Raw genomic sequence first — 26,016 nt, 5'->3', positions numbered from 1 at the left:
TATGCCGTTTCTCGTATCTGGAAATATAGATTTAATCGATCAGGCCAGCCTTCGTAAGTTAGAGAAGCACCTGGGGGTCATCTTATCCCCGCATCAATATCCGATCGAACAATACAATTTAATTCGAAATTCCTTACGTTCGAAACTAGATTCGGAAAACTTAATCCGAAGAATGAGCAGGAAAGAATTGCTGTCCTTTATCTATATCCTCACTCAGTTCGGAGACGTCGTTCAAGGGGAGACTCCTCAGGAATATCTTGACGTCGATAATATCCCCGTCGTTTTAGAATGGCAAAAGGGACATTTTATGGTTCCTTACGAAGTCTTGGATTTTCTCGCTCATTCTAGAGTGTTTCGAAATCAAAATTACCTGTTTGCACTGATCCCTCCCCTGCCTTCTAAGGAAAAGAAAGCTTGGATTGAATGGATCGGAGCGGGATACGGGAAAACGTTTCCGAGAGAAATCAATCACGAGCTTTATTTTCAATGCCGACATCTGCAAAAACCCTTTCAAGGAAAGAGTCTAGTCCAGGAAGAAGTCATTCGGATCGACCAGTTATGGGCTCCGGGAAAAAATGAAGTCGCCGACTGGTTTTATAAAGGAATTACTCCGTTCTATACTGCGATGAAGGAACTCCAACGGGTTGAAAGAGATCCTTTCCTATTGCATGTTTTAGATTTAATTCGCTCCGGAAAACTTGTCCTAAAACGCACCCCGGAGGAATTTGGTAGAAGAGAGGAGTTTGATCTCGTCTCGACTGTGGAAGGTAATACTCCGCAACTACGGGACACCGTATTTAGTTGGGAAGTAGAACGGGAAGAACGCGAAGACTTTCTTTTCCGTTGAAGAGCTATCTTTTCCTTCCCTCTTTTTCCCACATCTAAACTATAAAGCAGTAAAAAATCGATCCGTATGGAAGTAAAGAACGCCAAGGAACTCAAACGTCTTTCTAAAGAATTGCAGGAAAATTTCCTGAATCGATGGAAACTCTTGAATCTGGATAAGGATCAAGACCAATTAAAATCCTTTAACGACAGAATATCCGATCCCTCATTTTGGGATAACCCGGATCAGGCAAAATCCATCAGCCAAAGAAAAACCGAATTGGAACGAAAGCTTGCGCCTTGGATTGCGATACGCCAAGACATCAATGATTTTCCCGATTTGGTGGAATTGACCTTCGAAGAAAAAGGGGAAGACGGGGTCGACGAGCTTAGCTCCGAATATTCCCGTCTGAAAGATGAATTTGAAAGATTGGAACTCCTAGGGGCTCTGAACGAACCGGAGGATATGAAACCCGCATTCCTGAATATCCATCCCGGTGCAGGCGGCACGGAGAGCCAGGATTGGGCGGAAATGCTTTTTCGAATGTATCTAAAATACTTCGATAAGAAAGGCTATCAGTATAGTGTCGTTGATTTTCAAGAAGGTGAAGGCGCCGGTATCAAGAATGCGACGATCCATGTGATCGGAGATTTCGCTTACGGCTTTTTGAAATGTGAAAACGGAGTCCATAGACTCGTGAGAATTTCTCCCTTTGACGCAAACAAGAGACGACATACGTCTTTCGTGTCGGTCCACGTCAGTCCGGAGTTAGACGACGATATCGATATAAAAATCGAAGATAAAGATCTGAGAATCGACGTATACCGTTCCTCCGGAGCCGGAGGGCAGCACGTCAATACGACCGACTCTGCAGTCCGGATGACGCATATTCCGACAGGGATCGTCGTTGCCTGTCAAAATGAACGCTCGCAAATTAAAAACCGAGACACCGCGATGAAAATGCTCAAAGCTCGTTTATACGAAATGGAACAAGAGCGATTAAAAGAGGATTTGCAGAAGAAATCCGGTGAGAAGAAAGATATCGCCTGGGGGAATCAAATCCGTTCCTACGTATTCCATCCGTACAATATGGTTAAAGATCATCGGACGGATTATGAAACCGGAAACGTTCAGGCGGTTATGGACGGCGATATAGAACCGTTTATCATGGCTTATTTAAAAACTCTCTGATCGCAGTGCTGTTACGCGGAAGTTTCGATCAATACAAAGGTCGAAGTCAATTTTACTACCGAACATGCATCCATCGAACAAATCGAAAGGCGAGAATCTTTTCGTAAAACAATCGGATTCTCGCTCTAATAAATATATTCTTTAATCGATCGGCAATAAGTACTTCGCATTCTTACTCAGAACCGGTTCATAGATTTCCATTAGATAGCGACTTTTTAAATCGCATCCCCGCTTTTCGCAAGCCTCGAAAAGTTTCGGATATATCTTGTATATTCCGAGAAATATGGAGAAAAAGTTTTTAAACGGAAAATCTACGACTAAGTATTTACGCACCGGGATTGTGCGTTCTTCCAACGTTAGCGAAATCCCTTGAGGTTTAGCTTTTAGCGGCTCCGAAAATAGCGCCCCAACTTCCGATCTAAGTTGTTCCTTCGGCACCTTGTTCGGGTTATCCAAATAAATTGCAAACATCCTATAGTCTTTTACTCCGCTTGCAGGAAGCTCTTTCATAAGAATTTGAAACGTCTCCCCGACCTTTCGATATTCACCGGTTTGCTGATGAGAGACCACATAGAAAGGACCCTGAACTTCTTCCTTGACTTCAACGGTATTAAAGGCGCCTAAATACCCGAGAAACGCAATTAATAGGAGAAGTATAACCCCTGCGATAGATAAACCGATTTTCATAGAAACCTCAAACGAACTACATTTATGCGAACGATCGGAATCCTAGGTCGGCAATAAGATGCCTTTCAACGACTCGGGGTTCCGAAACACATTCTCATAAAGATATTTCTCAGGTTAAAATTAGACTTCGGATCGCTCTTCTTGCAAACAGAATTAACGTTTTCGAATATTCTTAGGCATTGATAAAACTCAATTGGACCGGAATTTATTCGGACAAAAGGAGATAATTTTCTCTAAACTTCGTATCCGATATTCCGTAAGCCACGATTATGAGTTTTGCGGACGGGAACTAACGAACTCCGTATTTTTCTTTTACCCGTTTGATTTTAACTTCCATATCCTTCCACAAAGTCTCTTTCTGCGGATGGAAAGTGGCATAGACTCCTTGCCGAACAAGATCTATGATTTCTTCCAATGAGAAGTCTAGAAAGCGCCAAAGTTTAAAATATTCGTATGTAAGATTGACGTTAAAGATTTCGGGATCATCCGTGTTGATGCAAAGAGGCAGCCCCTGGTCATAATAATAACGAACGGGATGGTTCTGTTCCTTACGGACATATTTCCCGGTGAACACGTTAGACGTTACACAGATTTCGATCGGAATTTTGTTTTCCCGGAGATAATTGACTAATTCGGGATCCTGGATTGCAGAAGTTCCATGCCCGATACGCTCCGCTTTACATTGCTCCACGGCTTCCCAAATCGCCCAAGGGCCGTCGTCTTCGCCTGAATGTGCGACGACTCGAAGTCCCGCTTCCCTGGCTTTTTTAAAGACTTCGGCATAGTCACGCGCAGGGCCCATCAATTCGGCTCCGCCTAATCCGATCCCTATAATTTCCTTTTGTTTGAGCTTGAGAACCCGATTTAGATTATTCATCGCGTTCTCCGGACCGAAAGAACGAGACACGTCGACTAGGATTCGAATTTCAATTCCGTCCTTGGCTTTTTCTTCTCGGATCCCTTCCACAAGCTGACTGACCATCTCGTCGAAGTCTAAACCGTTCTGAATAAACTTGGAGGGTGCAAAGAAAACTTCGGTATATAGGATATTGTTGGTCCTCATATACTCCGCAAGGCTACCTACGAAATAATATAAATCGGAGGGTTCCTTGACTAAACTTTGAATAAAGAAGAATACTTGAATGAATCCGTTCAGATCCTTGAAATTGAACTTAGCTTCGAACTCTTCTTCGCTTAAAGAGATACCGTTCTTAACCATGAGCTTCTTCATGGTTTCCTTGTTTACGCAAGCTTCCAAGTGTAGATGGATTTCGGTCTTCGGAAGTTCGCGAATAAAATTGATGACGTCTTGATCTTGGAGTTTTTGGCCCGAAAGATCTGCGGGTTCCAGCAGCGCCGAAGCGGTCGACCTGCCGGATTCATGCGCTTCCGAATCTCCTAAAAGCCAAGAGGGTGGACGGTCGATTTCTAATTCAAGGAGTCGTATCCGCTCGTTGAGTAGATTATTGATCTGTTTATCGAAGGAAATTTGTAGAGACGATGAATACGGCCTGTCGGCGGGAAGCCGACTTTTTAATCGATTCAGTTCCGTTACGTCACGGTCGAGGATCCGGATTCGATCCAGGATGTCGGCGAAGGTTAAACCCACGGGAGCAGGATAGGGAATCGCCTCTCGGATTTCAATTCAGAAAAAGATTCCTGCGGTTTTCCCCTTATCTTTTCCAAAAATTCGCCGATCTTATAGGAAGTCCCGGAGGATTTTGTCGCATGATAACAGCGAGAAAGACTTACTTACCTTTTGCGCTACCGCTGATCTCGGAAAAAGCCGTCGAAGAAGTTTCTGCAGTACTTCGCTCCGGCTGGATTACCTCCGGGCCGAAAGTGAAAGAATTCGAAGAGGAATTCGCCAGATACACCGGCTCGGCGTACGCACTCGCATTAAATTCCGCGACCGCAGGACTTCATTTAGCGCTGGAGGCTATCGGACTTTGCTCCGAAGACGCCGTCTTTGTTCCTGCGGTGACTTTTACCGCGACTGCGGAGACGATTTGTTACTTCGGGGCAGAGCCGATCCTGACCGACGTTGATCCTATTTTCAACCTGATGACCGAAGGCACGTTGAGAGAAGCGATAGATCGGGAATGCGTTTCCTCCAAAGGAAATCTGGTTCATAAAAAAACCGGTAAGACCGTTAGAGCGCTGATGCCCGTTCACTTAGCCGGGGCGATGTGCGATATGGACGCTTTAAATTCGATTGCTCGAGAATATCACCTCTACGTGATCGAAGATTCGGCCCATGCATTTCCGGCAACGTATAAAGGAAGAAAAGTCGGAACTCACGGGGATTTTACGGTTTTCAGTTTTTATGCGACCAAAGGAATCACTACCGGCGAAGGCGGCATGGTAACGACACGTCACGCTCATTTTGCCGAGCGGATTAAATTAATGAGATTGCACGGAATCAATCGGGAAACTTTCGATCGTCCGGGTTGGTACTACGAAGTGGTTTCCCCGGGCTTCAAATACAATATGAGCGATATCTCCGCGGCAATCGGCGTCGTTCAGTTGTCCGAAGCGGATGAACTTTGGAAACGAAGAATTTTGATCTCGGATATTTATCGTTCTGAGTTTTCCGAATTACCTTTTCTTCATTTGCCTCTACCGGCAAAATCCGGCGAGCATTCCTGGCATTTATTTAGAATCGAAGTGGATCGCGTAAACGGAAAGTTCGATCGGGATATCCTATGTTCCGAATTAAAGAAAAGGAATATCGGCTCGAGCCTACATTTCATTCCGTTATACGAACATCCTTTCTATCAAAGATTCGGTTTTGAAAAGAAATACTATCCGAATGCCGACTCGATGTATCAAAGAACCTTATCGCTCCCGCTATTTCCGGGGATGAGTGACGGCGATATAGAGGATGTGGTCTCGGCGATTCGCGATATCTTTTCGCGTTTATAGTGAAATCGGAAAAACCGTTTCGCTATAAAACGACAAATCTCCTTCGTCCTAATTAAAGAAGACGAAAAACAGGAATACTTTTACGAACAGAACAAGTATTCCTGCTTCTAGTTCGCTCGCCTCTTGCGCTTTATCGAAGGACGTTAATGCCAACATCCACTCCTCAACTTCTTCCGCGATTTCGGCATCGTCAAAATCAACTAAATTGATTTTTTTATAACCGCCTTTCGGAATAACGACACCGCAGGTGGAGCAAAGGTCGGAAAGGATTTCCATGGATTCTTCCCGAACGATCGTTGAGAATTCTCCCATTTCCCGAGTCTCGAGCAGAACCGCTTCGCCAAGCTCTAGAATTTCTTCCATAACCGCTTCGCTTCCCTCTTCCTCGGCAAGTTCTCTCCATCCGCGTAAGCAGTCCAAAAGTTCATCCGCAAATTCCAAAATCTTGTCGGAGGCTTCCTTTCGTTGTTCGTCCGAAAGCGAACCGGGAAAGCCTTTCATCCAAGATTCTTGAACCGCATTCAAGGCGCCCTCTCCACTGCTTAAAAAGCCTAAGAGTAAATAGATCAACGCCCAAGGATTTTCAGGATGACCGTTTGCGGCGCAGAATTTTTGAAAAGACTGAAACTCTTTAAGCGGGAATGCCATACGTTCTTACAGAATCTTTTTCCGACGCCTACGCGCAAGCAGATTGCTCTTCACAAATCGCTTTCCATTTTACGAGGCTATAATAGGATCAGTTCCATAATGGCTAAGTACAAGGCTGCGGTAATACAAGTAAATAGTAATGCAGATCCTTCCGCTAATTTAACGAAAGCCGGAGAACTGATTCGAAGCGCCGTCGATAAAGGTGCGAAGCTGGTCGGTCTTCCTGAGAATTTTCCGTTTCTCGGATCGGAAAAGGAAAAACTGGAACGCGGAGAGGAACTTCAAAGATTATCGGAGAATTTTCTCAGTCAAACTTCCCGAGAGCATCGAATCTATCTCTTAGGAGGCGGATATCCTGTCCCGACACAGAAAGGGAAAGTGTTCAATACCGCCTCTTTTTATGATCCGAATGGAAATAAAATATTCAGATATTATAAAATTCATTTATTCGATACGGACCCGGGAGACGGAGTCGAATACAGGGAATCTCGAAGCGTAGAAGCGGGAACGGAACCGTCTCCGATATTCTTTTCCTCGGATTTGGGTAATATCTCCACCGTGATATGCTACGACCTTCGTTTCCCGGAGCTATTCCGGGTGTTGGTTTCGAATGGAGCGGAGATTTTATTCGTTCCATCTGCATTCACGAAACTGACAGGCCTTGCTCATTGGGAACCTCTTTTGAGAGCTAGAGCAATCGAGAATTTTTGTTATATTCTCGCTCCCGCACAAACAGGTTCGCACGAAACCGGCAGAGAAACCTACGGGCACTCCATGATCGTTTCTCCCTGGGGAGAAATTTTGTCCGAATCCGGAGTGGAAGAGGGAATCATTTACGCGGAAATCGATACCGATGAAGTTAAAAAAGCTAGGAAAAAAATCCCTTCGCTAAAACACCGTAAGTTCATTACCGATCGGGAAAAGTAGGCGAGTAAATTCATTATGAGCGAGAAAACCAAAGAAATTCAAACGATTCCGTTTCGTTCCCAAAAAGAATGGGAAAAATGGCTGAAAGGAAATCACTCGTCCGTTTCGGGTATCTGGCTTAAAATCGCCAAAAAGAAATCGGGAATAGAAACGGTTACTTACGAAGAGGCGATCGAAATCGCTCTCTGCTACGGTTGGATAGATGGTCAGAAGAAACCTTTTGATACGGAGCATTGGCTTCAGAAATTTTCTCCTCGGGTTGCGAGAAGCATTTGGTCGAAGATCAACCGAGATAAGGCGGAAAAATTGATAGCTTCCGGTAAAATGAAATCCGCCGGGTTGAAAGCGATCGAAAATGCCAAGCAAAATGGATCTTGGGAAAAAGCGTACGAATCCCAAGGACGGATCACTATCCCGGAGGATCTAAAGAAGGCTCTGGATAAAAATAAAAAAGCGAAAGCATTCTTTGAAACTTTGGATAGCACGAATCGATACGCTATATTATTTCGAATTCATAATGTAAAAAAAGAAGAAACGAGAATGAAACGACTTAGACAATTCGTGGAGATGTTGGAACGTAACGAGAAAATTCATAATAAAAAATCGTAACTTCTTGCTTCCGAAATTTCGACGGAATTGAGCACGTTTCCTAGCTTCCCGCTTCTTTTCGCGCGGAACTTACTCATTTTTTTTTCGGAATACGAACAGTTGGAACGAAAAGAAGTCAGAGTCGAAGAACCGGAAGGTCCGGCGGTAGCCAAAGACTTGATCGTAAAGGCTTTGGAACTATACCGTCGAACCTTTCCCAAATAGACGAATTTAGGTTAATTCCGATGAATGTCTTCGAGAAAATCCTGAAGGAGAGGAAAGAATTCGTTCGGCGTGTCCAAATGTAGCCAATGACCTACTCCTTCCATGACTCGATACGGAAATCCTATGCCTAATTTATGTAATGATAAAGGACCGTTATTTTCGGTTGTCACGACCGCATATTTCGGTCCGGTAAAGTTTTCCAATGCCGGACTCGGATCGTAATCCAACAGATTTTCGGTCACTGCGATTACGGTTTCCTTTGGCATGCCCGCGAGCTGTTTCCAAATCCGCGTCTTTATTGTCGGATTCGATTTAGCAAGAAGTTGTTCCCAGTATCCGTACGTCGTTTGTTCATACGCATCCGAATGTAAAGCTGCCTTTACACCGTCACGAATGCTATCCGGAATTCCCTTTGGATCGCCGCCCGAATCCACGATAAACAAACCTAATACTTGTTCAGGATGTTTGCCTGCGTATTCAAGCGCGATAGAACCTCCCATGCTATGCCCGACCAAAACGAATTGATTCAAGTGCAGGAATTTCGCAACGGCCTCGATGTCTTTTGTCATTGAGGAAATCGAAAAATCTCCGTCGTAGGGCGGGCCGGAGCGACCATGCCCTCGAAATTCGATCGAGATCACTCGTCGGCTCTGCGACAATCTTCTTCTCACATCTTCCCAATGAGAAACCTCGCCTCCGAACGAGTGCAAAAGAATAACCGGTATTCCACCCTCTCCTTCGTCTTCGAACGCGATTTTACTTTTTGCCCCGTCGATAATTCGAGAAGTCCCTCGACAAAATACGATTCCTAATACCGAACACGCTATCATCATCATATATAAAATCCTGAATTCATTTTTCGTTCTAATCGCAGCTCTCACCGAACGTCTTAAGAACCCGGGAGTGATGGCGAGTGACGTCTCCGAAAGGTTGCAATTCTTTGGGCAGACAATGAGCTAGATTTATAATGGAAGATTTTGTCAGACCGTACGGCAAATTTCCCCTATATCTATAATCCGTGCCGTCGGTAACTTCCACTAAGAGACTCGATCCCTTTTCAATCATCCCATCAGCATACGACAATGCAGTTGTCATCTTCTGTCATATTTAAAAGATCGAATCCCGAGTAATATTCCCCGTAGAGAGAATCGGCAAAGAATTTGAAATTCGATTCGGAATATAAGGATTGCAATATATGACAGAAGATGTCTTATATTGCGTATAAGATTGTTACATGCGAGCAGATCGTCTTCTGAATATTCTTTTGCATCTCCAAGCGAAGGGGAAAACCACCGCAAAAGAACTTTCTTTTAAATTAGAAGTTTCGGAACGAACCGTTCACCGGGATATGGAAGCGCTTTCCGCTGCAGGAATTCCGATCTACGCAGAACGAGGTGTCGGCGGCGGTTGGATCCTGAGTGACGGGTACAGAACGAATTTAACAGGGATGAAGCGCGAAGAAGTACTCTCTTTGTTTCTTCTTCAATCGTCTCGAATCTTAGAAGACCTAGGAAGGAAAAAGGATTTCGATTCCGCATTCTTAAAACTCTTAGCGGCTTTACCACCGGCCTATAAAAAAGATGCAGAAACAGTTCGTCAAAGGATCCATATCGACGGGGCCGGCTGGAACCAAGCGATCCGGGATCTTCCTCTGCTTCCGATTTTACAAGATGCAATTTGGGAAGATAGAAAAATAGAAATATTATATGAAAAAGAAGGCCAGGCTTCTCCCAGACTTTTGGAACCTTTGGGACTCGTTGCGAAGGACACCGTCTGGTATCTAGTCGCGCGTAGAAGCAGAGAAATCCGCATTTACCGAATTTCACGGATTATAAATACTCGCCTAACGGAAGAAAGGTTCGATCGCCCGAAAAAATTCGATCTCGCAAAATACTGGGAGTTGTGGTTGCAGGATTTTCAATCACGGCTACCGCAGTATCTGGTTCGAATTAAGATCGCAGCCGCTTCCGAATCTCGTATACGGAAAATTCCATACGCTAAAATCACGAAGACGTTTCCTCCTAAAAAGGGCTGGAGCGAAATGGAGCTGGACCTAGAAACTCAAGATTGGGCCATAGGAATATTGATGCGCTTCGGATCTGAAATAGAAGTGCTCCATCCGCCTGAACTGAAAGAGTCGATAGTCAAGAAGGCAAAGGAACTCCTGAGTCTCTATGAACCTTAGGATTCGTGAAATTTCTTCCGCCAATAATCAATCCCCGGTTTTATCCCGCCGAAAGTCTTCTTTTTAAATTACGAATCGTTCTTTGTTGCGGCATGCAAAATTTAGGTTTTTAATCTTCTCGGCTGAAATATTTTAGGCCCGCTGTTCTTAAAATTTTCGAAAAAGCGATTCTAAGACGGCAGGAATCCGCTCCGAAATCGTTGATTTTTGCATCTTCCGCCTTCTAATGAAAGTACCCATCCCGGTTACGAATTTTGATGCTACTGAACCCTGAGAGCGAACATACGCAAGTTAGAAATTTCCTGGAGCTTACTACCGACGCGGTTATTCTAGCGGACTCCGAGGGTCGACTCATTGAATTTAATTCCAACGCAAAGAAACTGGAGTTAATCTCCGAAAACGATTCCTTGTTGGAAAAAGATTGGTATCCGGCTCTAAGATTCCTTCCTCCGGGCGAAGCCGTTCATATCTTTTTAAGGACTTCCGTTATTAAACGACTACTCGAAGTTAAAGTGGCAGCGATCTGCCTGGCGGATTTTCCGGAGAAAATTATAACCGCTTACGTATTTCAGGACAGAACTCCATATCGTAAGCTTGAAGTCACGATAAAGAGATTAAAATCATTAAATCATCGGGACCGAAATAGAATTCGAGATCTTGAAATAAGAGATCCTTTAACCGGCTTGTTTAATAGAAATTACATGATGGAAACCTTCGCCGCGGAACTTTCCAAAGCCTCCAGAAACGATCATTCGATAGGAATCATACTCATGGATATCGATCGTTTGAAAGGAATCAACGACGCCTTCGGAAATAGTAAAGGAGATATGCTCATCGCCGAAATAGGGAAAATTCTTTTGGAAAATTCTCGAAAAAGCGATATCGCATGTCGATTGGGCGGAGAAGAATTTTTACTTTTATTGCCGGGTGCAAAAAGAGAAATCGTTCTTGAGCGAGCCGAGAAGATCCGAGAATTATTCTCCAAGTTTTTTATGGAAGATTCCACGGGTCCAATTAACGGAACTCTTTCCGCCGGAGTCGCGATGTTTCCGGCAGACGGAACCTCCGAAGACGATTTGATCTATGCCGCGAATTCCGCGCTATATGTAGCGAAACGTTCCGGCAGAAACAGGGTTGTTTCGACCGGAACTAAGGATTAAAATCTTACGAGACAGCTTGGAAAGAAAATTCTCTTCTTACATATATGGAATACGTAGAATCTTTCGAAGGCGAACGAGCAAAAGCTTACGATGAGCGAATCGTAAAAATGATCCCGTTTTACGACGGGATTAAGGAATTAGTGGCGACGTTCCTCTTAGAATTCGTAACGGAAAATTCTAAGATACTTTGTGCCGGATGCGGGACAGGTGCGGACTTTCAAAAATTATTAGAAATCGCACCGGATCGATACTCGCTTACCGGTGTAGACCCATCTCCTGAAATGATTTCCCAGGCTAAGGCAAAATACCCTTTTCTAAATTTCGAGTGCTGCACCGTTCGGAATCTACCGCTTGATATCGTTTATTCGGGAGCCACACTGTTATTCGTCCTTCATTTTCTTTCCGACGACGGCACAAAACTTTCCTTACTGCAAGAAATAGGAAAAAGACTCTTACCGGGAAGTATATTCATATTATTCGATCTCTGCGAGCCGGAACCTCATAACCGAAATCTCGTTTTCCAAAGTATAGAATCTTATTTAAGAAATTTTAAAGAATGGACAGCCGGCGAACTGAAACTTTATATCAAGAGAGTCAAACAGCTGCCTAGAATTTCAGGACCTCGCTATGAGGAATTATTGCAGGAGGCCGGGTTTTCGAAGATACAGCTAGTCTTTCAGGCCCTGCATGTTTGCGGTTGGATCGCTTTCAAGAATTAAAGTGACAATTATCAATCTTTCGCAAATACCGTAACTCTAAATTATAATAGCTTCGATATTATAATTTGGAATGATTTAATTAATCTAAATTCATATAGGAAGGTAAGGATGAATTCCTTAAAACCTAAAAACGCAAAATACTGGTGGATTCATATAATCGTAGGAATTCTTTGGATTGGAGTCGGCATCGTTACTTTATTCTTCCCGATCCAAAGTTATTTAGGCCTAAGCATGGCATTTTCGGCAATACTTGCGATGACGGGTCTATTTCAAATTTCATTCGCAATATCAAATCGGAATCGATTCTCCGGCTGGGGCTGGAGCCTTGCATTAGGAATTTTAGATATAATTGTCGGATCCGTTTTGCTGATCCATCCCGAAATAACGGCAATCACACTCCCTTTCATTTTAGGTTTTTGGTTGGTCTTCCGCGGAGTTTCTTTGATATCTTTCGCCCTTGAAGTCCGATCCATTCAATCTTATCCATGGGGCTGGCTATTATTTAGCGGAATCGCAACCGTTTTGTTTGCATTAGGAATACTTTTTTTTCCGTTGCTCGGGATGTTCACGATCCTTGTTTGGGCTGGCGCCGGATTCATGATTTCAGGTTTTGGAAATATGTATCTAGGATGGAAGGAATGGAAAGCTTAAGCTTTCCATAACGAAGAATAAGATTACAACAACTCGTTGAGCGAGTTTTCCTCATTCATTCGATTATCGTTCGATTGACGGTATCCATTTGGGCTTAAACCGGTTAATTTTTTAAATTCTAAGTTGAATGCGGATTTGGAGCTAAAACCTGAGCGAACTCGTACCTCCGTAATTGATAACTTCGGTGCTAGAAGAAGCAATTTTTTAGCCTCTTGTATCCTATATTGATTCATTAACGAGGGAAAATTCGTTTTGAATTCTACGTTTATGATTTCCGAAAGTTGATGAATTCCGATTCCTAATTCCTTGGCTAAATGCTCTTCCTTTAACGAATTTTTTAAATATATTTTGTCTTCCTGAATCAGCGCGCGAATACGGGAGACTAGACTTCCCACTTCTAAAGAGGAAACCGTACTCTTTCGATTTCCTAACCTAGGCCGTTGAGCATCGAAGTCTTCCTCTGCAGTAATCAAATATAAACAGAAACCGGCAAGAATGGAATGAAAGGGTGCAAAAAAAACGAAAGAGAAGATAGCGATTTCGTTATAGGGATAAAAATCGAAATGATAAAGGGATTTAGCCAGATTCAATAGAAAGAAAACGACCCAAGAAAATAAATAAGCGAGTATAACAGGTTTTCCTGAACGCAATATCGGTTTGTGAAATTTTATAAAAAAGTAAATTGTCAAAGCCGCCGATGCCGACAGAATAAGAATCCGATATTCGAAGACCGGCTCCGAAATCGGAATCAACAAGAAAGAAAATCCGAAAAGCGGGGCGGGTAAGGAAAACCAATTAAATTTTTGCTTTCCGTTCCAAATTCTTTCCGCCGATAAAAGAAACGGGAACAAAGAAATGTAGGAAGCCGCCTGAAATAGAAAATACGGATACGCTACGATTCTTCCGGTGATTCCCCAGAATAATATAAACGATTTTACGTGCAGAAAATAAAAGGAAAATATCGAAACAAAAATATGCACGTTTAACGTAAGGAAAACCATTCTTTTGCGCCTAAGCCAATAACCCACCGCCAAGGCCGAAGAAAATGCCGTTAGTAAGAAAATGAAAATGGTGAAAGCTTTGCGTAACGATTCTCCTGTCTCTAAAGTCTTACGATCTTGGAGTTTAACGGGAAAATTCACGTACGTAATGTCTTCAGTAGAATAAATATAGTAATAGAAAGTCTTTACTTCTCCCGGACGTAATCGTATGGAGAAAGACGGAAAGACCGAAACAAAGAACTTTCGAAAATTCTGATCATTATTCGGAAGATAAAGACCCTGTTCGAATTTCCCTTCGGCAGAAAACGCACAGGATTCGATTCGAGAGAGATTAGTCGAAAAGAAAGTTAATCGCTTATCGATTTCATTTTCGGACTCATTCTTAAATGTAAATCTCAACCAATTGCCGAAACTCGTCCTACGGACCCGTAAAGTATCCGGAATCGGGTTAGTATGCCATTCCAGCCCTCGTACCTTCTTTAAGCCGGCGCTCGAACAACCGATTACTTCCGTTCCCCTGTATCGATATTCCGCCTGTGAACTTACGTTCAGTACATCCGGGCTAATCGGGGTAATTGAAATTGAATCTGCAAATATTATCTCAGGAAATAACGATAGAAGAATAAAGAATAGAGAGATGAGCGAAAGGAAATATTTTCGAATCTTCATATTTTATTAGGTTATATTCGAAGCAATAAATTAAGACCAACGATTGCATTCCGAAAAATCCAAAAATCTCGGAATAATATCGCTCTCTTGATATTCAGCATAGAATCGGCGTCAAACAAAAATGCGAGTTTCTCTTTGAAAGACGTCTCTTAACAAAGAAAATGCGAGAAATAAAATTGGCTTCGAACATTTCGCCCGAATTTAAACACTGAACGTTCGAATTAAATCCTCACATTCATTATTCAAAATGCGTCGATCGAAAGTTTTAGATCGTAAAAGCTTCTATACGACTAGTCTTATCGGAATATAAAATCTTATTAATATATCATGTCCAACTTTTTAAATATGGACAACTTTTTCGATCATTTCGAGTAAGGAAATGCAAACTCACTTGACTCGGAGAGGATCAAATAAAACGAAGATGCTAAGGTTCGATAAATCGGTGGAAAAATTCATAGGCAGGCTATCAGTGTGCAGTTCGATTGCGCTCATCCTATGCTTATCCGTTAACTTTAGCTTTGCAAAGCCTTTCTCACAGAAGGAGAAACTTCGTACCGAAATCGAAACGGAAGACACGATAGAAGTGCGCGAGGAGCACCCTGAGCCAAGCCATTTCGGTCTTTCCCTTTCGGGTTGTATCCCGGCGGAATATATTAACTATCCTAAATTAGTGTACGGGCTTACCTTCAGTATAGGTGTTCTTACCTCTTCTTTATACAACATTCTCCTTTTCCCTTCTCTATTAAACATTCCTCCTCCTTCGCTTACAGTGTGAAGGACGTAAACCAACGCGCTCGTTGATTTCGAATTTTATTCTAATTTAGAATTAACCTTCATTAGTTTATTTTTCTAAATCCACACGAGTTGCCGGCCACTTATAAGAATAAGAAATCGCGGGCGAGGTACCCAATGAATCAAAAGAATAAAAATATTCAAACCATCCCCATATCGAGCGGGCACGATTTAAGAAACGGTGTAGCTCCCGAATCTTATGCGGATGCAGTTAAACAAGTTAGCCAAGCCGGTATTGCCGCGTTTTCCGTAAAGAATCCTCACTTGATGATCGCCGGCTGTATCATCGTTCTCGTTTTGGGCGTTTTGGCTATGTTCCAAATGCCAAGAGATCTTCTACCTCCATCCAAACAACCGGCAGTTCAAATTCTAGACGTGTACTGGGGAATGCCGACTTCAAGTACGGAAACCATCCTTACTTGGAAATTCGAGAGGTACACCGGTCAAGCCCCCGGACTGATTCATCAAGAGTCGAAGTCCTATCCCGGCGTAAGCGTCGTTAATAACTTCTTCGATGAAGATTCCACCTCCAGATCGGAAGCAATGGGATCGACGGTAGGTTATATAATGTCGGTACTCAGAAGATTACCCCCCGGTGCAATGCCTCCGATCGTTCTGCCCTTCGATCCGATGGGTTCTACTCCGGTTTGTCTAGTCGCGGTTAGCGGAGACTTCGAAGTAAACGAGCTATATGACAGAGGACAGTACGACGTTCGTCGCGCTTTGCAGGGAACGCCGGGAACCATAGCCCCTACCGTTATGGGCGGCGCGGAAAAGCAAGTCATCATCGAGTTAGATCCGCTTAAGCTGAAGCAGTATGATATGTCTGCCGCCGAAGCGATGGATAAGATCGGAAGACTCAATACCTTCATTCCCGCCGGGGACGTCAAGATCGGTGACTTCGACTATCCGATCTATACTAACGGAGTAGCCGACACGATCCAAGCATTCGATGATTTTCCCCTTAGAAGCAGAGAAGGAGTATCGGTTTTTGTCAAAGATGTAGGTAAGACAAAGGAAGCTAGCATTGTCCAAACCGAAATGGTCACATTAAACGGTAAGGAAATCGTATATGTTCCGGTATTGCGGCAACAGGGAGCGAACACGTTAGCTGTCGTTGATTCTGCAAGGGAAGCAATGAAAAATCTGGAAAAGGAAATCAAAGGCCTGAAGCTAAACATAGTCGCCGACACTACGGTATTCATTCGCAAGGCGGTTGAAACCGTGGGAGAAGAAGCGATGTTCGGCGGCGGCTTGGCCGCATTGATGGTATTTCTTTTTCTTGGTAATCCTCGTGCGACATTCGCTACATTACTTTCTCTTCCTTTTTCCACCCTATTCGTGTTGATGGGTTTAAAAGCCACCGGTTCAACCATCAACATTATGACGTTAGGGGGGATGGCTCTTTCTATCGGTCTACTCGTCGATAACTCGATCGTCGCAATCGAAAACATTATGCGACATCTCGCCGAAGATAAAGATCCAAATAGGGTTCGAGTGGTCGTGAGAGCAGCACAAGAAGTCACTCCTCCGATTATTGCCGTGACCCTTTGTAACGTAGTTGTGCTTTTTCCGATCTTACTTACCAAGGGAGTCGTAAACGTCCTTTTCGGTGCAATTGCAAAAACCGTAATGCTCGCGATTACGGGATCACTACTTTCGGAAACGGCGATTATCCCTCTTTTCGCGAGTCGTTTCCTTACAGGCGAACCGCCAAAGTTGCCAAAATTCTTTCAGATAATCCAAGATCTCATTGCCGGCCTCACTGAAATTTACGGCAGGGCATTAGAAAAGATAATAACTCGTATCAAAGAGGTAATAATCGGCATATGTGTATTGTTCGTTATCGGGGGCGCTGCATTGCCGTTCATAGGAACGGAACTTTTCCCCAGAGCCGATGCCGGTAGCTTTGTTTTGCACTTACGATTTCCGTCCGGTCTTCGAATCGAAGAAACGAGCGAGAAGGCCAAGCAGGTGGAAGCAAAGCTCAAAGAATGGATCAAAGGTGATTTGGAAATGGTACTTTCCGATTCGGGACTTTATCAAGGTTTTCCAGCAGCATTTTCTCAAAACGGCGGAACACAAGATGTGACCATGACTGTGGAGTTAAAAGAAGACAGGAATAAAACTTCGCAGTACTACGCAAGAATCATTCGGGAGAAACTGCCGCAAGAATTTCCGAATATAGATATCGGTATCGAACTAGGAGGACTTCTTTCCTCTTCCCTAAACGGAGGAGCTCAGGCTCCGATAAACGTTCAAGTGAAAGGCGCAAACGCCGGGCAGGCTTATGATATCGCGAAAATTTTATTACCCGATATTAAGAAGGTTAAAGGAGCCGCCGACGTCCGTATTTTAGAAAGTTTTGATACTCCTGCAATAGAAGTTAATATAAACAGAAAGAAAGCCGATGCTCAAGGGGTTCTTACCGACGAAATCGTACAGAATATCGTAAGCGCCTTAGCTGGGAGTATCGTTTATAAGCCTACGATTTGGGTCGATCCGAAAAGCGGTATCGACTACGCCTTAGGCGTTCGCTTTCCTGAGGAAAAATTTCAAACGATGAAGGATTTTGAAAGTATTCCTGTAACCGGAAAATTCCAGGAGCGAGCGATCCCGCTTTCCCAACTTTCCGACATCGAACAAACAAAAGGTCCGACGGTATTAAGCAGAGTGAATATGAAGCGAACCGTTAACATTATGTTGGATTCGCAGGATCGGGACGTCGGAAGCGTCTCTTCTGATATTGAAAAGATTATAAAAAGCTTCGAGGCGCCGGACGGATATAAAATCACGATCGCGGGAGAAATCGAAAAGATGAGAGATGCTCTTTCTCAACTAGGAGGCGGGTTCTTCCTATCGGCATTCTTAGTCTACATGATTCTTGTAGTGCAGTTCCGATCCTTCATGTTGCCGGGAATCATGATGCTGACGGTACCGTTAGGAATGGTCGGAATTGTCTTAATGTTCTCCATTACGGGAACATATTATAGTCTGCAGGCGGGAATCGGGACTATTTTTCTTATCGGCATCGCCGTTTCTAACGGAGTGCTCCTAATCGAATTCATTCTTCATAAGATTGAACATGACAAGATGAACCTTGACGAGGGGATCATAGCCGGAGCCAAGGCAAGGTTGCGACCGATTATGATGACATCGTTGGCTTCAATGTTGGGCTTAACTCCAATGGCCATCGGTTTCGGAAAAGGGGCCGAAGCGAATATTCCGCTGGGCAGAGCCGTTATTGGAGGGCAATTTCTCGCGACCTTGCTTACATTGTTTGTCCTTCCGACAGTCTTCAGATATCTATACCGCAAATTCTATCTGAACGGGAATTAGCTTCAGCGAAATTTTCAGGATAAAATATGAAATCAATATTAAAAAAACTTATAAACATAATTATAATATTCACAACTATCGAATCTTCCGCCATGTATTCCGAATCCGAAACGATACTTTCGATCGAGGATATGATGCTAAAGGCGGAGAAAACTAGTCCAGAGGTTGCCGCAAAGATTTTTCAGGCAAAACAGGCCGAAGAGACCATTGGCGTCGCCAAATCCGCCTATATGCCCACCGCATACGCATCCGGTATGATCACTTCCGGACTGCCCGGCTCATACGGAGAGCCGGGGGTTATGGTGCCGAGAGGAGTAATGGTTTCTCCATTTCATGCCGGTCCTTCCGCCGGTATTTGGGGCCAATACACTCTATATGATTGGGGTCGAAGATCCAATGACGTAAAATTCGCGGAGAGCCAAGCGAAAGAACGTAAGGAAGAGATTCGACTTACCCGAATAGAGGTATTAGATACCTCTGTTCGAAGCTATTACTCCTGTTCTAGAAATAGAAGCATGAAAGAGTTATGGTCCAGTCTTACGGATGATCTCGAAACGATCCGAAGAGAAGTCCTAAGATTCGTCCGGAATGGACAAAAATCGGTGGTTGATAAATATTTAATCGAATCGCAAGTCGAACAAATCAAAACGCAAACTAGCGACTACGATCTGAGGTTACAAAAAGCAAGAGAAGAGTTGGGCTTACTGATACAAGAAGATTGGAATAATTTTTCCTGTCCTCCAATTCTTTCCATCAATCTGGGAAAACTACCCGAGCACGAAGCGCCTAACATAAAAACTTCCGATCCGGCATTAGGATTGGGAAACGAATACGATAATTCACCGATTGTCAGCAGAGCTAAGATGGAACTAATTTCCGCAGAAGCGAAGCTGGATCGCTCAAAGGCCGACTTTATGCCTGAACTTAAATCGTCCTATTCGGTCGGTTCGTTCAAGGAAGCTCGTCTAGTGCCCTACCAAAATTATTCCGCGAACCTTTCCTTTGTCGTCCCGGTATTCGAAGGGCTAAAAACGGTTAAGGAGGTAAGAGCCGCCGAACACGATGTTTCTGCAAAAAGAAAAGAACTGGAGGCTGCCAGAAAGAAAGTAGCCGAGATAAATATAGGCCTTGGAAAGACAATCGATTCGGCTTCGTTAAGAATCAAGCACCTCCGTACCGAGGTCGACCTAGCTAAAACGGCGTACGAGGTTGCAAGAAGTCGATACGCAAATTATCAGGGAACGTTAGTCGATTTTCGAGAAGCCTTTCGAAATCTCCTGAGAACCCAAGGTGAACTGATCGACGCATATACCGAGTATTTGATCTATACAAAAGCAAAAGACTTAGTTAACGGAAAAATATAAGGAAATACCGATGCGTTATATTAAGACTATCATCATTTTTAGCTTCATTTTTTTCCTTTTTAATTTCACGAATTGCATGAAGGGAAATTCCGATTATACAAACCAAAAAGATGCAAAAAAAATAATATTTCAAGTCGGAATGGTCAAATGTCTATCTTCGGGAGGACAAACAGGCGACTTAGCAAACGTCCAATCTTTGGTCTCGGAAGTAATTTCACAAAATCCGACTATCTCTCCGTCGGATGAATCGGATCAATATTTTAAAACAAGCGCAGTTCATGATTGCGAGCTGGCAATCATAGCCGCATCGATCTCAAGTTGCGACTTCAAGGATTTTATTGCGACGGATTATTTTTCCGGTCACAGGATCTGCCACTTAACCCCAAGTAGGGAATTTCGAATCGATCGAATGAATCATTAATAAATTCAAAGAGGGGCGGGATTATCTCGTTCCTACACGAAATCTTTTCGGACTTTTTTGTTATGCGGAAATGGACAATTCTATTCGTTTTCTCGGCAATCCATATCGTATTATTCATATCGTCCCAATCGGCTCAGGCTACTTCTACCGAAACGAAGCCGGGTTTACCCGAACAAACGGAGCCAAAACCAACGGAAATTTTATTACCGGGAAGACTCCGTATCCAGGGAATGATGCAGATTAGAGGGATCTCTGCGCAGAGAGATTCCGCCTTTTCGAACGGCCATCGTGATTTTAATTCTGTCGATACGAATTTTCGGAGAGTCCGATTGGGAACCGACTATCGTGTCCAAAATTGGGGATTTACCGTAAATCTTCGTTTGGAAGATTTAATTAATTCTCCAAACACGAAAGAACAGAAAAATGCGACAGGAAACGTAACAGACGTATCCGTCAAGACGGACGGTGGAATTTTACAGTCCGGATATTTTTGGTTTCAGTATCCCGTTTCCTGGATTAGAACAACGATCGGACAATTTAAAACACCATTCCAGAGAGAACAATTAACGAATGCAAACCGATTAGCTTTGCCAGAACGAGCATATGGAACCTATCTCCTCCCCCGATACGATATCGGCGGAATGATCGAATTTGAACCGTTAAATATAATCTCCACCGAATATTCAAAATACATAATTTTCTATCTATCGGCTACGAACGGAAAGGGATCCAGTCCGAACGGAATCGGAAACAAACAAGTTCTTACCTCGTATAACACTACTGATACTCCTCTATTAATTTCGCCGCAATTATCTTGGAGAGTCGAACTGAATCCGTTCGGTGGAATAATTAAAGACGGTAAAGATACGGGTTGGATCGAGGGTGAGGAAGTTTTTCACCGAGAAGCGAAGCTTTCGATCGGATTCGCGGGAATTCAGACGAGAGAATTATCGACGTTAAATCAACTAAATCCGCAAATTCGCGGAGTTACACCCTTTAATTTGGAAATTCAACAGACGACCCCTTCGAATGGAACCGGAATCGGCCCACCCGCTAAACAAATCGGAATTACAGGAGCGCCTTCGGATCAGACCGGAACCTTTCGACCTTCGTTCGGATTCGGCGCCCATACGGTCGACTTTACATTCACTTCGCATGGCTTGTATTCTTCCGGCGCTTATACTAATAGCTACGGAGCCGCTTCTTTAGGTACAATTTCTTATACTGGAACGATAGGTTATTCCTTTCGGTTAAGAGACATGATTCTTTTGCCGCTTGCACGATATGATCGAATCTGGGGCGACTTTAACGACGATCGGAAATTAGAACCATACGAGAATTTACAAGCCTGGTGGTTGGGCTTCGATCTGTTTTTAAAAAGGAACGATTTAAAGATTCAAGTATTTTATAAGGAGCAGCATGATTCTCTAGGAAAGCATATTTACACAGGCACGCCATACGATTCTCACGATGGCACGCTATACTTACAATTACAAGGAGCTTTCGATGCGGAGATATCCGCGAAATAGATCGTAGTACGATGACTTCCACTTACAAATTTCTATAAATCTTCCGAGCCGGAAATCGCCCACATTAAATCTTGATAAACTTATTTCTCAAATCAGCGACGAAACTCGAAAAATACCTTACGGCTTTTACGCAAGAATTGTTTCCTATCTCAACGATCCTTTTTTCGGGCCGCAAGTTTTTGTTCATAAAAATCCTTACTCGCGGCATAAATCGACTTTTCGAATACGGCAAAGACGATCCCGTCTTCATTCTCGTATTTTAAAGGAAGATCGAACGTGGTCTCTCCGTTTTGAGAAATCTTTTCCTTTGTTTCGGCAATCAGTTCTTCCGATATGAGAAAACGAGTCTTAATTCGTTCGGTGATCGGTCGAACAAACTTGACTTTGGCGGCTTTGTCCCAAACAACATAATCTTTTCCTAAAATCCACATCATCAAGAGCATGAAATAAGGATCGACCGAACTGTAAATACTTCCCCCATAAACGGTGCCGACCCTATTTAAAGTCCGCCAATTCAACGAAAGTCCGACGTGTAATTCCCTGAAATCGGAAGATATAAATTCGATTTTACCTCCCGTACACCAAATACAAGGCCAATAGTTCAATTTGAATCGAAGCCAGCGGGACTCCCAAGATTCCTTACGCTCGGTTGAAAATAATTTCATGAAGAAACATTCTCCTTCAGTTCAAGTTTTAAAAGAAGCTTCTTTAATAATCTGGATAATTCGCTCCTCTCCTTTTCGGTCAAGGCGGTCAAGAGATGCGTTTCCGCTTTCACGTGTTCTTGGATTGCGCCGGAAATCGCCTCTTTTCCCGAATGTGTCAATCGAATCAAAACCCCTCTTCGATCTTCGGGATCGAGATCTCTTACAACTAATCCGGAAGACTCCAAACGATCGATACGGTTGGTCATTGTTCCTGAAGTTATCATCAATGTGGAAAGAAGTTCGCCCGGAGATTTACGATACGGCTTTCCGCTACGTAATAAAGCGGCTAAGACGTCAAAGTCTTGATAAGTCAATTCGTGTTTATCAAAGATAGGCTTGTGAACATCGGTGAAAATAATCTGCGATAACCGATGAATGCGACCGATCAAAGCGATCGCCTCAACGTCTAAATCCGGCCGTTCCCGCATCCATTGTCCGCGAATAGTATCCACATGATCCGTTTTTCCGCTCATTTTTCCTTTTTAAGATAAAACTATCTTGACGTCAAGATAATAGAAGATTGAATCCATTCTCATATCTTGACATAAAGATACTTTACATGAAGATAAAGGTGGGCAAGAAATGAAACTCAGCGTTATTTTAAGTCTAGTCGGGACGGTCCTTTGCGTGTTTTTAGCGCCGATGCAATCCTATATTTGGAACGGGGACGATTCCCCTACCGTCATTTTGAGCATCCGATCGAATGTCGAAACTTTCTTGGATTTCGGAAAGGTTCTATTCCCAAAATCCGCAGAATATTATGTTTTTGGAAAGTTATTTCTGCCAGTATACGCAGGCATACTTTACGGACTTTATCGGTTATATGCGATAGGAAAAATTCCCGAATCGTCGAATCGACGGTATCGTAATTTAATGATCTTATTCGGGATAGCCGCTTTGGGAGATTCACTCGCCTATTGGTTTGCAGATTCTTGGGGCGAAATCCTTAGAACGATCGGATTCAGATACATCGAAGCGCCTGCAATTCTACTTTCTTTAATTTCTTTCATCTTTTTAGGAAATTCCATACGTAAGAACGATCGGTCTCTCGGGATCTCATTTATGCTTCTTCCGATATTCATGATCGGATCTACGATTTTTTTCCGCTATCTTCCTCACGGAGCGATATTGCCGGTCAGTATATTTATTTCCGGATTGCTTCTCTCCTCAAGCGAAGCTCCTTCGCTTATTCGACTCCGAACCTCACTCTTTCATTTAAGTTCGAATCGGTCGATTCTTCTGCTAGCTTTAGCTGCGCTGGCATGTGCAGGAGGAATGCAATTACTGGAAAGAATGATCCCGATATCGGACGGTAATGGCCCGCCCATTAAAATGGATTTTCGCCCCTTCTCGACCGTCGATGACGCTTTAGCTGTCTTCACTGCTTACGGTCAAACGGGCAGGCTCTTATATTTCTGGATCGATATGGTCGATATGATTTTTCCGGTTCCCTTATTTTTAGCAGTCGGGGCAATTACGTTCAGATTCTGTGCCGGAACGGGACTAACGACTTCTTTAAGCTTGATCCCGCTAGGATTTTTAATTTTCGACATACTGGAAAATTCAATAATCTTGTTAGTCATATTCGAATTTCCGAATATACCTCCTATAGTCGCGGCATTTGGCGGAATCATTACGGCCTACAAACTCGGATTCTTGTCCGCGTCTCTTTTGCTTTTTATAATTTCTCTTCTTGGTTTGGGTTATATTCGGGTTCGAAAAATCCGTTCATAAGCGATTAATCATTTCGGCATCGGACGACGGGGTTAAGGTTAGTCCTAAATCAAGGCCGCAATCATAAACGATTCCGGAAAGGAAAGGTATGAAAATCCAAATAATCCGGTTGCAGTATTGATTTACCTCTTCAAATTTGTATTCCTTCGGGGGCCAAATATGCTCACTCCTTTTTTCGGAGAATTCTTAGGAACATTCGTTTTAATTCTGTTGGGTGATGGCGTCGTCGCAGGCGCTTTACTGGAACATTCCAAATCAAAAGATAGCGGCTGGATAGTGATCACAGCCGGATGGGCTTTTGCAGTATTACTGGGAATCTTAACCGCAAACGCTTTCGGCAGCGTTGACGCGCATTTGAACCCGGCAGTAACGTTGGCTTTCGCCGTTCAATCGGGAGATTACTCAAAGTTGATCACGTATGTTCCCGCCCAGGTTTTAGGCGCATTTCTCGGCTCCATTTTCGTTTACATTCATTATCTTCCGCATTGGAAAGAAACGAAAGACCCGGCACGAATTTTAGCCGTATTTTCGACGGAGCCCGCCATTCGACACAAGGTTGCGAATTTCACGAGCGAGCTTCTCGGCACGTTTATATTGATCTTAGGTGTGTACGCTATTTTCTCTCCGCAAATCAAGGGTTTAACGTCGCATCTTGGAGCCTTTTTAGTGGGACTTTTAGTTTGGAGCATCGGACTTTCCATGGGCGGCACAACCGGATATGCAATCAATCCGGCACGGGATTTCGGACCTAGGCTTGCACATTATATACTACCGATTCCGGGAAAGGGCTCCTCAAGATGGGAATATGCCTGGTTGCCGGTAGTGGCTCCTCTTTGCGGCGGAGCTTTTGCGGGATTCTTACTGCGATTTTTATGACTTCGGATGAAATTTATTTTTAACGATTTCCGTTAAAGGAAGCCACATGTCATTTTACAAAAACTTCATTAGTCTTTCCGAATATAATTTATGGATGAACGAAAATATCTATAGTTCGGCGGAAAAATTAAGCGATGAGATTCGAAAAAAAGATATGGGGGCCTTCTTCGGATCGATTCACGGTACTTTAAACCATATCCTCTGGGCCGATAAAAATTGGTTGGGCAGATTCGTCGACGCAGGCTATGGGTCTGCAATTTTGGATCGTAGCATCGCCCTCGTAGAACGTACTCAAAGTTCAAATCATCATTATGAAATTCATTCCGATTTTTCAAAGCTCAAATCGGAAAGAAAGAACTTAGACGAGAAATTGGTTCGTTGGGTAAAGGAAGGTCTTTCGGAGGAGATTATCCGAAAGAATCTCGAATATAAAAATACGAAAGGTGTTTCTTTTTCCGATCCGATTTACGAAGTTCTAACGCATTTCTTTAATCATCAAACTCATCATCGAGGACAGATCACTACCCTCCTATTTCAAAACGGAATCGATCCGGGAATCACCGATTACATATTCTTCACTCGAAGCAGACACTAATCCTTTATTTTATATACAACTGCCAGAACTCCGCCTTGGACGGAGCGGCCATGAAAGTCACATATACATCGAAAGAAATTTCCCGATAGGTCAATATTTCATCGGTATGAAACTCGATTTCCAACGTTCGAGTTTCCGTATCGTAACCGATCGCCTTAATTAGAGGTGAAGTAACGAAATGTCTTTCCAATGTCCGGTCCACCGCCGAGAATTCCGTTTTGATCAGCAAAGTTTTTCGCCTTAAAAAGAGTTAGACA

Annotated in this window: 25 protein-coding genes and 1 pseudogene; 17 read left to right on the top strand and 9 right to left on the bottom strand. The window is 43.3% G+C overall.

Features of this window, described 5'->3' with window-relative positions; genetic code table 11:
• Position 1: 1 nt before the first annotated feature.
• Both LEP1GSC058_RS16540 and prfB read left to right on the top strand, forming a co-directional pair.
• Positions 2 to 847, top strand: a complete 846-nt coding sequence (locus LEP1GSC058_RS16540) for a hypothetical protein (RefSeq protein WP_016550332.1) — start codon at positions 2 to 4, stop codon at positions 845 to 847.
• Positions 848 to 913: 66 nt separating this feature from the next.
• Complete coding sequence (gene prfB, locus LEP1GSC058_RS16535; protein WP_016550704.1) at positions 914 to 2,017, top strand: peptide chain release factor 2; 1,104 nt, start codon at positions 914 to 916, stop codon at positions 2,015 to 2,017.
• A 141-nt stretch (positions 2,018 to 2,158) separates the two neighbouring features.
• Here the strand turns inward: prfB and LEP1GSC058_RS16530 are convergent, their stop codons facing one another.
• Together LEP1GSC058_RS16530 and add are read right to left on the bottom strand one after the other, a co-directional pair.
• Positions 2,159 to 2,704 carry a GyrI-like domain-containing protein gene (locus LEP1GSC058_RS16530; protein ID WP_016550326.1) on the bottom strand — a complete coding sequence of 182 codons (546 nt, stop codon included), beginning with the start codon at positions 2,702 to 2,704 and terminating at the stop codon, positions 2,159 to 2,161.
• Between the two features lie 289 nt (positions 2,705 to 2,993).
• Complete coding sequence (add, locus tag LEP1GSC058_RS16525) at positions 2,994 to 4,313, bottom strand: adenosine deaminase (protein ID WP_016549504.1); 1,320 nt, start codon at positions 4,311 to 4,313, stop codon at positions 2,994 to 2,996.
• A 119-nt stretch (positions 4,314 to 4,432) separates the two neighbouring features.
• Between add and LEP1GSC058_RS16520 the strand changes: the two genes are divergently transcribed.
• Positions 4,433 to 5,629 (top strand): DegT/DnrJ/EryC1/StrS family aminotransferase, encoded by a 1,197-nt coding sequence (locus LEP1GSC058_RS16520; RefSeq protein ID WP_016550216.1) that lies wholly within the window; start codon positions 4,433 to 4,435, stop codon positions 5,627 to 5,629.
• A gap of 48 nt (positions 5,630 to 5,677) precedes the next feature.
• Here LEP1GSC058_RS16520 and LEP1GSC058_RS16515 read toward each other — a convergent pair whose 3' ends face one another.
• On the bottom strand, positions 5,678 to 6,277 hold the full coding sequence (locus LEP1GSC058_RS16515) for a hypothetical protein (RefSeq protein WP_016549757.1): 600 nt from the start codon (positions 6,275 to 6,277) through the stop codon (positions 5,678 to 5,680).
• A 99-nt stretch (positions 6,278 to 6,376) separates the two neighbouring features.
• Between LEP1GSC058_RS16515 and LEP1GSC058_RS16510 the strand changes: the two genes are divergently transcribed.
• Together LEP1GSC058_RS16510 and LEP1GSC058_RS16505 are read left to right on the top strand one after the other, a co-directional pair.
• On the top strand, positions 6,377 to 7,204 hold the full coding sequence (locus tag LEP1GSC058_RS16510) for a carbon-nitrogen hydrolase family protein (protein WP_016549818.1): 828 nt from the start codon (positions 6,377 to 6,379) through the stop codon (positions 7,202 to 7,204).
• A gap of 15 nt (positions 7,205 to 7,219) precedes the next feature.
• Positions 7,220 to 7,813, top strand: a complete 594-nt coding sequence (locus LEP1GSC058_RS16505) for a YdeI/OmpD-associated family protein (protein ID WP_016550373.1) — start codon at positions 7,220 to 7,222, stop codon at positions 7,811 to 7,813.
• A gap of 215 nt (positions 7,814 to 8,028) precedes the next feature.
• Here the strand turns inward: LEP1GSC058_RS16505 and LEP1GSC058_RS16495 are convergent, their stop codons facing one another.
• Both LEP1GSC058_RS16495 and LEP1GSC058_RS16490 read right to left on the bottom strand, forming a co-directional pair.
• The gene (locus LEP1GSC058_RS16495) at positions 8,029 to 8,853 is read right to left on the bottom strand and encodes an alpha/beta fold hydrolase (protein WP_039948475.1); all 825 of its coding nucleotides are present in this window, start codon (positions 8,851 to 8,853) and stop codon (positions 8,029 to 8,031) included.
• 51 nt (positions 8,854 to 8,904) lie between these two features.
• Positions 8,905 to 9,082, bottom strand: a pseudogene (locus LEP1GSC058_RS16490) (short-chain dehydrogenase); the annotation flags it as partial.
• A gap of 169 nt (positions 9,083 to 9,251) precedes the next feature.
• Between LEP1GSC058_RS16490 and LEP1GSC058_RS16485 the strand changes: the two are divergent.
• The 4 genes from LEP1GSC058_RS16485 (at position 9,252) to LEP1GSC058_RS16470 (ending at position 12,732) form a co-directional block, all read left to right on the top strand.
• Positions 9,252 to 10,202 carry a helix-turn-helix transcriptional regulator gene (locus LEP1GSC058_RS16485; protein ID WP_016550487.1) on the top strand — a complete coding sequence of 317 codons (951 nt, stop codon included), beginning with the start codon at positions 9,252 to 9,254 and terminating at the stop codon, positions 10,200 to 10,202.
• Positions 10,203 to 10,459: 257 nt separating this feature from the next.
• The gene (locus LEP1GSC058_RS16480) at positions 10,460 to 11,362 is read left to right on the top strand and encodes a GGDEF domain-containing protein (RefSeq protein ID WP_016550251.1); all 903 of its coding nucleotides are present in this window, start codon (positions 10,460 to 10,462) and stop codon (positions 11,360 to 11,362) included.
• A gap of 44 nt (positions 11,363 to 11,406) precedes the next feature.
• Entirely contained in the window at positions 11,407 to 12,081 is a 675-nt protein-coding gene (locus LEP1GSC058_RS16475; RefSeq protein WP_016549535.1) for a class I SAM-dependent methyltransferase, read from the top strand.
• A 108-nt stretch (positions 12,082 to 12,189) separates the two neighbouring features.
• Complete coding sequence (locus LEP1GSC058_RS16470; protein ID WP_016550333.1) at positions 12,190 to 12,732, top strand: HdeD family acid-resistance protein; 543 nt, start codon at positions 12,190 to 12,192, stop codon at positions 12,730 to 12,732.
• Between the two features lie 23 nt (positions 12,733 to 12,755).
• Here LEP1GSC058_RS16470 and LEP1GSC058_RS16465 read toward each other — a convergent pair whose 3' ends face one another.
• Positions 12,756 to 14,402: a helix-turn-helix domain-containing protein gene (locus LEP1GSC058_RS16465; RefSeq protein ID WP_016549506.1), complete on the bottom strand. Its 1,647-nt coding sequence runs from the start codon at positions 14,400 to 14,402 to the stop codon at positions 12,756 to 12,758.
• Between the two features lie 442 nt (positions 14,403 to 14,844).
• Here LEP1GSC058_RS16465 and LEP1GSC058_RS16460 point away from each other — a divergent pair, with 442 nt between their 5' ends.
• The 5 genes from LEP1GSC058_RS16460 (at position 14,845) to LEP1GSC058_RS16440 (ending at position 21,847) form a co-directional block, all read left to right on the top strand.
• Complete coding sequence (locus tag LEP1GSC058_RS16460) at positions 14,845 to 15,177, top strand: hypothetical protein (RefSeq protein ID WP_039948738.1); 333 nt, start codon at positions 14,845 to 14,847, stop codon at positions 15,175 to 15,177.
• Between the two features lie 134 nt (positions 15,178 to 15,311).
• Positions 15,312 to 18,533, top strand: a complete 3,222-nt coding sequence (locus LEP1GSC058_RS16455) for an efflux RND transporter permease subunit (RefSeq protein WP_016550689.1) — start codon at positions 15,312 to 15,314, stop codon at positions 18,531 to 18,533.
• 26 nt (positions 18,534 to 18,559) lie between these two features.
• The gene (locus tag LEP1GSC058_RS16450; protein WP_016549908.1) at positions 18,560 to 19,897 is read left to right on the top strand and encodes a TolC family protein; all 1,338 of its coding nucleotides are present in this window, start codon (positions 18,560 to 18,562) and stop codon (positions 19,895 to 19,897) included.
• A 10-nt stretch (positions 19,898 to 19,907) separates the two neighbouring features.
• Positions 19,908 to 20,318, top strand: a complete 411-nt coding sequence (locus tag LEP1GSC058_RS16445) for a hypothetical protein (protein WP_016549660.1) — start codon at positions 19,908 to 19,910, stop codon at positions 20,316 to 20,318.
• A 62-nt stretch (positions 20,319 to 20,380) separates the two neighbouring features.
• Entirely contained in the window at positions 20,381 to 21,847 is a 1,467-nt protein-coding gene (locus LEP1GSC058_RS16440; RefSeq protein WP_016550580.1) for a porin, read from the top strand.
• Positions 21,848 to 21,996: 149 nt separating this feature from the next.
• Here LEP1GSC058_RS16440 and LEP1GSC058_RS16435 read toward each other — a convergent pair whose 3' ends face one another.
• Positions 21,997 to 22,512: a DUF4442 domain-containing protein gene (locus LEP1GSC058_RS16435; RefSeq protein ID WP_016549408.1), complete on the bottom strand. Its 516-nt coding sequence runs from the start codon at positions 22,510 to 22,512 to the stop codon at positions 21,997 to 21,999.
• A complete protein-coding gene (locus LEP1GSC058_RS16430) occupies positions 22,509 to 23,027 on the bottom strand; it encodes a MarR family winged helix-turn-helix transcriptional regulator (RefSeq protein ID WP_016549995.1) in 519 nt (172 codons plus the stop codon). The genes LEP1GSC058_RS16435 and LEP1GSC058_RS16430 overlap by 4 nt, the downstream gene beginning before the upstream one ends.
• A 109-nt stretch (positions 23,028 to 23,136) precedes the next feature.
• On the opposite strand from LEP1GSC058_RS16430, the gene LEP1GSC058_RS16425 reads away from it, so the two are divergent.
• The 3 genes from LEP1GSC058_RS16425 (at position 23,137) to LEP1GSC058_RS16415 (ending at position 25,759) form a co-directional block, all read left to right on the top strand.
• Positions 23,137 to 24,288, top strand: coding sequence for a hypothetical protein (locus tag LEP1GSC058_RS16425; RefSeq protein WP_016550985.1), 1,152 nt, complete (start codon positions 23,137 to 23,139; stop codon positions 24,286 to 24,288).
• A 159-nt stretch (positions 24,289 to 24,447) separates the two neighbouring features.
• The gene (locus LEP1GSC058_RS16420; protein WP_016550595.1) at positions 24,448 to 25,164 is read left to right on the top strand and encodes an MIP/aquaporin family protein; all 717 of its coding nucleotides are present in this window, start codon (positions 24,448 to 24,450) and stop codon (positions 25,162 to 25,164) included.
• Positions 25,165 to 25,210: 46 nt separating this feature from the next.
• Positions 25,211 to 25,759 (top strand): DinB family protein, encoded by a 549-nt coding sequence (locus tag LEP1GSC058_RS16415; RefSeq protein ID WP_016549417.1) that lies wholly within the window; start codon positions 25,211 to 25,213, stop codon positions 25,757 to 25,759.
• A gap of 4 nt (positions 25,760 to 25,763) precedes the next feature.
• Here LEP1GSC058_RS16415 and LEP1GSC058_RS16410 read toward each other — a convergent pair whose 3' ends face one another.
• Complete coding sequence (locus LEP1GSC058_RS16410) at positions 25,764 to 25,988, bottom strand: KTSC domain-containing protein (protein ID WP_016550374.1); 225 nt, start codon at positions 25,986 to 25,988, stop codon at positions 25,764 to 25,766.
• Between the last annotated feature and the right edge of the window lie 28 nt (positions 25,989 to 26,016).

Source organism: Leptospira fainei serovar Hurstbridge str. BUT 6 (assembly GCF_000306235.2).
Lineage (GTDB): Bacteria > Spirochaetota > Leptospiria > Leptospirales > Leptospiraceae > Leptospira_B > Leptospira_B fainei.
Note: the sequence above shows the minus strand (reverse complement) of the source record. Positions and strands in the feature narration are given on the sequence as shown.

Coding starts and splice junctions, on each gene's coding strand:
- LEP1GSC058_RS16540 (WP_016550332.1), top strand. CDS start 2: ATGCCGTTTCTCGTATCTGGAAATATAGATTTAATCGATCAGGCCAGC.
- prfB (WP_016550704.1), top strand. CDS start 914: ATGGAAGTAAAGAACGCCAAGGAACTCAAACGTCTTTCTAAAGAATTG.
- LEP1GSC058_RS16530 (WP_016550326.1), bottom strand. CDS start 2,704: ATGAAAATCGGTTTATCTATCGCAGGGGTTATACTTCTCCTATTAATT.
- LEP1GSC058_RS16520 (WP_016550216.1), top strand. CDS start 4,433: ATGATAACAGCGAGAAAGACTTACTTACCTTTTGCGCTACCGCTGATC.
- LEP1GSC058_RS16515 (WP_016549757.1), bottom strand. CDS start 6,277: ATGGCATTCCCGCTTAAAGAGTTTCAGTCTTTTCAAAAATTCTGCGCC.
- LEP1GSC058_RS16510 (WP_016549818.1), top strand. CDS start 6,377: ATGGCTAAGTACAAGGCTGCGGTAATACAAGTAAATAGTAATGCAGAT.
- LEP1GSC058_RS16505 (WP_016550373.1), top strand. CDS start 7,220: ATGAGCGAGAAAACCAAAGAAATTCAAACGATTCCGTTTCGTTCCCAA.
- LEP1GSC058_RS16495 (WP_039948475.1), bottom strand. CDS start 8,853: ATGATGATGATAGCGTGTTCGGTATTAGGAATCGTATTTTGTCGAGGG.
- LEP1GSC058_RS16485 (WP_016550487.1), top strand. CDS start 9,252: ATGCGAGCAGATCGTCTTCTGAATATTCTTTTGCATCTCCAAGCGAAG.
- LEP1GSC058_RS16480 (WP_016550251.1), top strand. CDS start 10,460: ATGCTACTGAACCCTGAGAGCGAACATACGCAAGTTAGAAATTTCCTG.
- LEP1GSC058_RS16475 (WP_016549535.1), top strand. CDS start 11,407: ATGGAATACGTAGAATCTTTCGAAGGCGAACGAGCAAAAGCTTACGAT.
- LEP1GSC058_RS16470 (WP_016550333.1), top strand. CDS start 12,190: ATGAATTCCTTAAAACCTAAAAACGCAAAATACTGGTGGATTCATATA.
- LEP1GSC058_RS16465 (WP_016549506.1), bottom strand. CDS start 14,402: ATGAAGATTCGAAAATATTTCCTTTCGCTCATCTCTCTATTCTTTATT.
- LEP1GSC058_RS16455 (WP_016550689.1), top strand. CDS start 15,312: ATGAATCAAAAGAATAAAAATATTCAAACCATCCCCATATCGAGCGGG.
- LEP1GSC058_RS16450 (WP_016549908.1), top strand. CDS start 18,560: ATGAAATCAATATTAAAAAAACTTATAAACATAATTATAATATTCACA.
- LEP1GSC058_RS16445 (WP_016549660.1), top strand. CDS start 19,908: ATGCGTTATATTAAGACTATCATCATTTTTAGCTTCATTTTTTTCCTT.
- LEP1GSC058_RS16440 (WP_016550580.1), top strand. CDS start 20,381: ATGCGGAAATGGACAATTCTATTCGTTTTCTCGGCAATCCATATCGTA.
- LEP1GSC058_RS16435 (WP_016549408.1), bottom strand. CDS start 22,512: ATGAAATTATTTTCAACCGAGCGTAAGGAATCTTGGGAGTCCCGCTGG.
- LEP1GSC058_RS16430 (WP_016549995.1), bottom strand. CDS start 23,027: ATGAGCGGAAAAACGGATCATGTGGATACTATTCGCGGACAATGGATG.
- LEP1GSC058_RS16425 (WP_016550985.1), top strand. CDS start 23,137: ATGAAACTCAGCGTTATTTTAAGTCTAGTCGGGACGGTCCTTTGCGTG.
- LEP1GSC058_RS16420 (WP_016550595.1), top strand. CDS start 24,448: ATGCTCACTCCTTTTTTCGGAGAATTCTTAGGAACATTCGTTTTAATT.
- LEP1GSC058_RS16415 (WP_016549417.1), top strand. CDS start 25,211: ATGTCATTTTACAAAAACTTCATTAGTCTTTCCGAATATAATTTATGG.